Source organism: Streptococcus sp. 4886, assembly GCF_013276485.1.
Classification (GTDB): Bacteria; Bacillota; Bacilli; order Lactobacillales; family Streptococcaceae; genus Streptococcus.
On record NZ_VMLD01000011.1, the window covers coordinates 88,953 to 94,952 of the forward strand.

Below are 6,000 nucleotides of genomic sequence, written 5' to 3' on the forward strand. Positions count from 1 at the left end.
TAATAGCGATTGAATCTGGATAATTGAATATGGAATAGCCCACTGTGATTTCTAAACCATTGTTAAAAATTGATTTGACTTATAAAATTAAAATGTTCTGTAATGAAATGCTGATGCAACTGTTTTAGGAACAATAAAACGCATAATATCAAGGTTTTTGCACCTTACATTATGCGTTTTTGTGATTTTAAGACTTGTTAGCTGATTTTTTACAATCCTGCGAAATCTTTGATTTCTTGTGCTGACATTGAAGAGTCGCAACGGACATTGATTTGTCCATCTGCAACGTGAACAAATCCTGGTACAGTTGGGATTCCGTAGCGTGAGCGGAATGCTTGCAATTCATTGAGTTGGCTTGGTTCTTCACTATTGATGAAGTAAATGTGAGCTTTGGTTTCAGCTACGACACCAGCCAATGTACCTGCAAATTTACGGCAGTAAGGGCAAGTTTTGCGACCGATAAAGAAAGTTGCAGTTTCTTTTTTATCAAGAGCTTCTTGCGCACGCGCAACTGTAGTGACTTCAAGGTCTTTGATGTTATCTAAAAATTGTTCCATGAGATTACCTCGCTTTCATTTATAAGTCTAGTATGCCATAAAGTTTCTAAAATTGCTTAGATTTGATACGAAAAAAAGATGAGATTGGTTGGTCTCATCTTTTTAGGTCTTTATTTTACAAAAGCATTGATTTCTGCTTCGATATTAGCAATCTTAGCTTGTGATTCTTCGTTGGTTTCCCCTACAACTGCAATGTAGAACTTGATTTTTGGTTCTGTCCCTGAAGGGCGAACGGCAATCCATGAACCGTCAGCAAGTGTGTATTTCAACACATCACTTGGAGGAGTTGTCAAGTTTGTAACAGTTCCGTCAGCAGCAGTAGCAGTTTGTGCCTTGAAGTCTTCTACGACAGTGATAGCTGTTGCGTTCCATTCTTTTGGAGCATTATTACGGAATTTAGCCATAATCGCTTTGATTTGTTCAGCACCATCGACACCCGAAAGGGTAACAGAGATTGTTTTTTCTGCGTAGTAGCCGTATTCTTTGTAGATTTCTTCGATACCGTCAGCAAGGGTCAAACCACGTGAACGGTAGTAGGCAGCAAGTTCAGCAACGACAAGAACAGCTTGGATAGCATCTTTATCACGTACGAATGGTTTAATCAAGTAACCGAAGCTTTCTTCAAATCCCATCATGTAAGTGTGATTGTGTTTTTCTTCGAATTCTTGAATTTTTTCAGCGATAAATTTGAAACCTGTCAAAACGTTGAACATGCTTGCGCCGTAGCTTTCAGCAATCTTCGTTACCAAGTCAGTTGATACGATAGATTTGCAGAGCGCTGCATTTTCAGGAAGAGTTCCAGCGTTTTTGTGGGCTTCCAAGATGTATTTAGCCATGATAGCGCCGATTTGGTTACCTGATAGGTTAAGGTAGCTACCATCTTTTTGAAGAACTTCAACACCAACACGGTCAGCGTCTGGGTCAGTTGCCACAAGAACATCTGCACCAACTTGACGACCAAGTTCTTCAGCAAGGGCAAAGGCTGCTTGGCTTTCTGGGTTTGGAGATTTTACAGTTGAGAAGTCAGGATCAGCAGTTGCTTGCGCTTCAACGACTTGAACTGAGTCAAATCCTGCTTGGGCAAGAGCACGACGAGCCAACATCTCACCAGTACCATGAAGTGGTGTGTAGACAATCTTCATGTCTTTACCAAATTCTTCAATCAAGGCTGGGTTGATGTTAACGTCCTTAACTTCTTTGAGGTATTCAACATCAACAGCCTCGCCGATAACTTCAATCAAGCCAGAGGCTTTTTCAGCTTCCACATCAGCAACTTCTACCGCAAATGGGTTTTCGATTGCGCGGATATAAGTAGTCAAAGCGTCTGCGTCGTGTGGAGGCATTTGTCCACCATCTTCACCGTAAACCTTGTAACCGTTAAATGGAGCAGGGTTATGGCTGGCTGTGACCATGATACCTGCGAAACAGTTGAGGTGACGAACCGCAAATGATAGTTCTGGAGTTGGACGAAGGCTTTCAAATACGTAAGATTTGATGCCGTGTTTAGCAAGAACTGCCGCAGATTCAAAGGCAAACTCAGGTGAGAAGTGACGGCTATCGTAGGCGATTGCTACACCGCGTTCTTTCTCGTTTCCGCCTTTTGACTCAATCAAACGAGCCAATCCCTCAGTAGCTTGACGAACAACATAGATGTTGATGCGGTTTGTACCAGCGCCAATCAAGCCACGCATCCCTGCAGTACCAAATTCAAGATTTGTATAGAAGGCATCTTCCTTTGTTTTTTCATCCATATTTTCCAAATCTTGACGAAGGTAGTCAGGAAGCTCTGCAAAATCAACCCATTTCTGGTAATTTTCTTGGTAAGACATTCAAATTCTCCTTTATTTTTAAAACATTTAATCAGTTTGATTATATCATTTTTTTTAGTTTTAGTAAAACCTTATCTGCTTCGAAAATCTCTTCAAACCAGGTCAGATTGAATTTGGGGTTTATACGATGTTGAGGCTAGAAAAAATTGAATTTCAGTAAAAAAAGTAAGTCTTCTCATAATAAAACATTGATACCAAACGTTTTATTATGAGAAGACTGTTACCCAGCCTCTTTATACACAACCTCAAAACAGTGTTTTGAGTAATCTGTGACTAGACGTTTAGTTCTAAGAATGCCATCTTGAACAGATGGTTTTCTTGACCGTTATTGGTGATAATCTTTCAGCAAGGCTTCAAACTCAGACACGGTCATACCCAGCTGTTGGCTGGCAATCTCAGAAGTCAGTAGACCTTGGCGGACTAAATTTAGTAGCATGGACAAACTTCCTTCAACTTTCCCTCGCTCCAGTCCCTGTTCAAGACCTTCTTCTCGCCCTTTTTCAATCCCCTCTGCACGACCACGTTCTAATCCTTTTTCCTCAGCTTGTTCCAAGGCATAGTCCTGTGCTAACAAGGCTTGTTCTTCACGCCTGCGTTGTTCACTAAACATTTTCCTGTCCTCCTCGGACCAGCTCTTGTAGTCTAGCAGTTGGTCTGCTTGGCTGATGGCTCGCTCAGGTTGCTGGGTAAAGGGTTTGTTCCCGAAAAACTCTAACCATGGTTTGCGAATACTATCTTTGCTGGTTTCCCTATATTTTTTTAATTCCAAGAATGCCATCTTGACCAGATGATTTTCCTGACCATTGTTGATAATGGTTAAAACCTCACCTGTCGTGTCCTCGCGCATGCTAAAACTGTGGAAAGCCAAGTCATCTTGGAAATAATTACTATCCACAATAGCGATTGCGTAAACAGGTGCGATGTGTTTATAACTCTGGTGAGTATCTCCTTCACGTTGCCGGATTTTTTCAAGATTTTGATTGACCTGACTACATAGATAAGCCCACAGGCGATTGATGAAAAAATTCTGATGATGAACCTGAATCTCAATGATTACTTGAGTGCCATTATCTAGTTCAGCTAAAACGTCTATACTGGTATAGAAATCTTGCGCCGAATAAGGTAGGGAAGGCAAGACGTGAATATTGCTCCCCTCCAAAATAGTTACATTTTTGGCTGGCAAGTCCAGCATATCGCGAATAAATTGACAAGTGATTTCTGGATTGCTAAAGATTTTTTTAGCAACCAAATCATTGGTTGGGCTGATGCCCGGATGACGTACAGTCATGTTTGCTCTCCTTTCATTATAGCACATTTTTTAATCTAATTTGCTAGATTCTATGCTTCTATCTATTTATTCGGAAAAGAAAGGGAAAAGTTCAAACTTTCCTGAAAATAGCAATACATTAAGTAAAAAAAGATAGCCAAACTCTTTACATCAAGAAATTTAGCTATCCTTTTTAGTTGTTTTTGTATCGTGTAATATTTACAGATTTCTCACTTATGTTCTTTCAACAGTGCCTCAAACTCAGACACGGTCATGCCCAGCTGTTGGCTGGCAAATTCAGTGCTTAATACATGTTGGCGAACTAGATTTGCTAACATTGCGAAACCGCCTTCAGCTCGCCCACGCTCTAGTCCCCGCTCCAAGCCCTTTTCCTCAGCTTGTTCCAAGGCATAGTCCTGTGCTAACAAGGCTTGTTCTTCGCGCATACGTAGTTGACTAAACATTTTCCTGTCCTCCTCGGACCAGCTCTTGTAGTCCAGCAGTTGGTCTGCTTGGCTGATGGCTCGCTCGGGGTGCTGGGTAAAGGGTTTATTCCCGAAAAACTCCAACCATGGCTTACGAACCTCGTCTTTGCTGGTTTCTCTGTATTTTCTTAATTCCAAGAACGCCATCTTGACTAGATGATGTTCCTGTCCATTATTGGTGATGGTTAAAACCTCACCTGTCGTATCCTCTCGCATGCTAAAGCTATGAAAAGCTAAGTCATCTTGAAAATAATTACTGTCCACGATAGCGATAGCATAAACTGGGGCGATGTGTTTGTAACTCTGGTGGGTATCACCTTCACGTTGACGAATTTTTTCTAGATTTTGATTGACCTGACTACACAGATACGCCCACAGGCGATTGATGAAAAAATTCTGATGATGTACTTGAATCTCAATGATAACTTGAGTGCCATTGTCTAGTTCAGCTAAAACGTCTATACTGGTATAGAAATCTTGTGCTGAATAGGGCAAAGAAGGCAAGACATGAATATTGCTTCCCTCCAAAATGGTCACACTTTTGGCTGGTAAATCCAGCATATCGCGAATAAATTGACAAGTGATTTCTGGATTACTAAAGATTTTCTTAGCAACCAAGTCATTGGTTGGGCTGATGCCCGGATGACGTACAGTCATATTTCTTCTCCTTTCATTATAGCACATTTTTTAATCTAATTTACTAGATTCGATGCTTCTATCTATTTATTCGGAAAAGAAAGTGAAAAGTTCAAACTTTCCTAACAAAAAAGATAGCCAAACTCTTTACATCAAGAAATTTAGCTATCTTTTTTAGGTTGTTTTAAGATTGCATAACGCTTACAGATTTCTCACTTATGTTATTTCAACAGCACTTCAAACTCAGCCACAGTCATTCCCAATTGCTGGCTGGCAACCTCGGAAGTCAGAATACCTTGACGTACTAGATTTACTAAACCTACTTTTAATCCCTCTTCAATGCCTTCTGCTCGCCCACGCTCTAAACCTTGTTCAATACCCTCTGCACGACCGCGTTCAAGTCCTTGTTCAACCCCCTCAGCCCTAGCTGTTTCCAAGGCATAGTCCTGTGCTAACAAGGCTTGTTCTTCGCGCATACGTAGTTGACTAAACATCTTCCTGTCCTCCTCGGACCAGCTCTTGTAGTCCAGCAGTTGGTCTGCTTGGCTGATGGCTCGCTCGGGGTGTTGGGTAAAGGGCTTGTTCCCGAAAAACTCCAACCACGGCTTGCGAACCTCGTCTTTGCTGGTTTCTCTGTATTTCTTTAATTCCAAGAATGCCATCTTGACCAGATGATTTTCCTGACCGTTATTTGTGATGGTTAAGATCTCACCTGTCGTGTCCTCGCGCATGCTAAAGCTATGAAAAGCTAAGTCATCTTGGAAATAATTACTATCCACAATAGCTATTGCGTATACTGGTGCAATGTGTTTGTAACTCTGGTGAGTATCTCCTTCTCGTTGGCGAATTTTTTCAAGATTTTGATTGACCTGACTACACAGATAAGCCCACAGGCGATTGATGAAAAAATTCTGATGATGAACTTGGATTTCGATAATAACCTGAGTGCCGTTGTCCAACTCCGCCAAGACATCTATGCTAGTGTAGAAATCCTGCGCCGAGTAGGGTAGAGAAGGCAAGACATGAATATTACTTCCCTCCAAAATCGTCACATTTTTTGCTGGTAAATCCAGCATATCGCGAATAAATTGACAAGTGATTTCTGGATTGCTGAAAATTTTCTTAGCAACCAAGTCATTAGTTGGGCTAATGCCCGGATGACGTAATGTCATATTCTTTCTCCTTTCATTATAGCACATTTTTAGATCTAGGTTTACTAGATTCTC

At 41.1% G+C, this 6,000-nt stretch carries 5 protein-coding genes; all 5 read right to left on the reverse strand.

The features are described from left to right. Positions 1-209: 209 nt before the first annotated feature. Entirely contained in the window at positions 210-557 is a 348-nt protein-coding gene (locus HT679_RS06240) for a thioredoxin (protein ID WP_138702464.1), read from the reverse strand. Positions 558-667: 110 nt separating this feature from the next. Then, positions 668-2,386: a phospho-sugar mutase gene (locus HT679_RS06245; RefSeq protein ID WP_173213564.1), complete on the reverse strand. Its 1,719-nt coding sequence runs from the start codon at positions 2,384-2,386 to the stop codon at positions 668-670. Between the two features lie 325 nt (positions 2,387-2,711). Next, the gene (locus tag HT679_RS06250; protein ID WP_173213566.1) at positions 2,712-3,674 is read right to left on the reverse strand and encodes an Rpn family recombination-promoting nuclease/putative transposase; all 963 of its coding nucleotides are present in this window, start codon (positions 3,672-3,674) and stop codon (positions 2,712-2,714) included. A 209-nt stretch (positions 3,675-3,883) separates the two neighbouring features. Further along, the gene (locus HT679_RS06255) at positions 3,884-4,795 is read right to left on the reverse strand and encodes an Rpn family recombination-promoting nuclease/putative transposase (protein ID WP_173213568.1); all 912 of its coding nucleotides are present in this window, start codon (positions 4,793-4,795) and stop codon (positions 3,884-3,886) included. A gap of 200 nt (positions 4,796-4,995) precedes the next feature. Continuing rightward, positions 4,996-5,946, reverse strand: coding sequence for an Rpn family recombination-promoting nuclease/putative transposase (locus HT679_RS06260; RefSeq protein ID WP_173213570.1), 951 nt, complete (start codon positions 5,944-5,946; stop codon positions 4,996-4,998). Positions 5,947-6,000 lie beyond the last annotated feature (54 nt).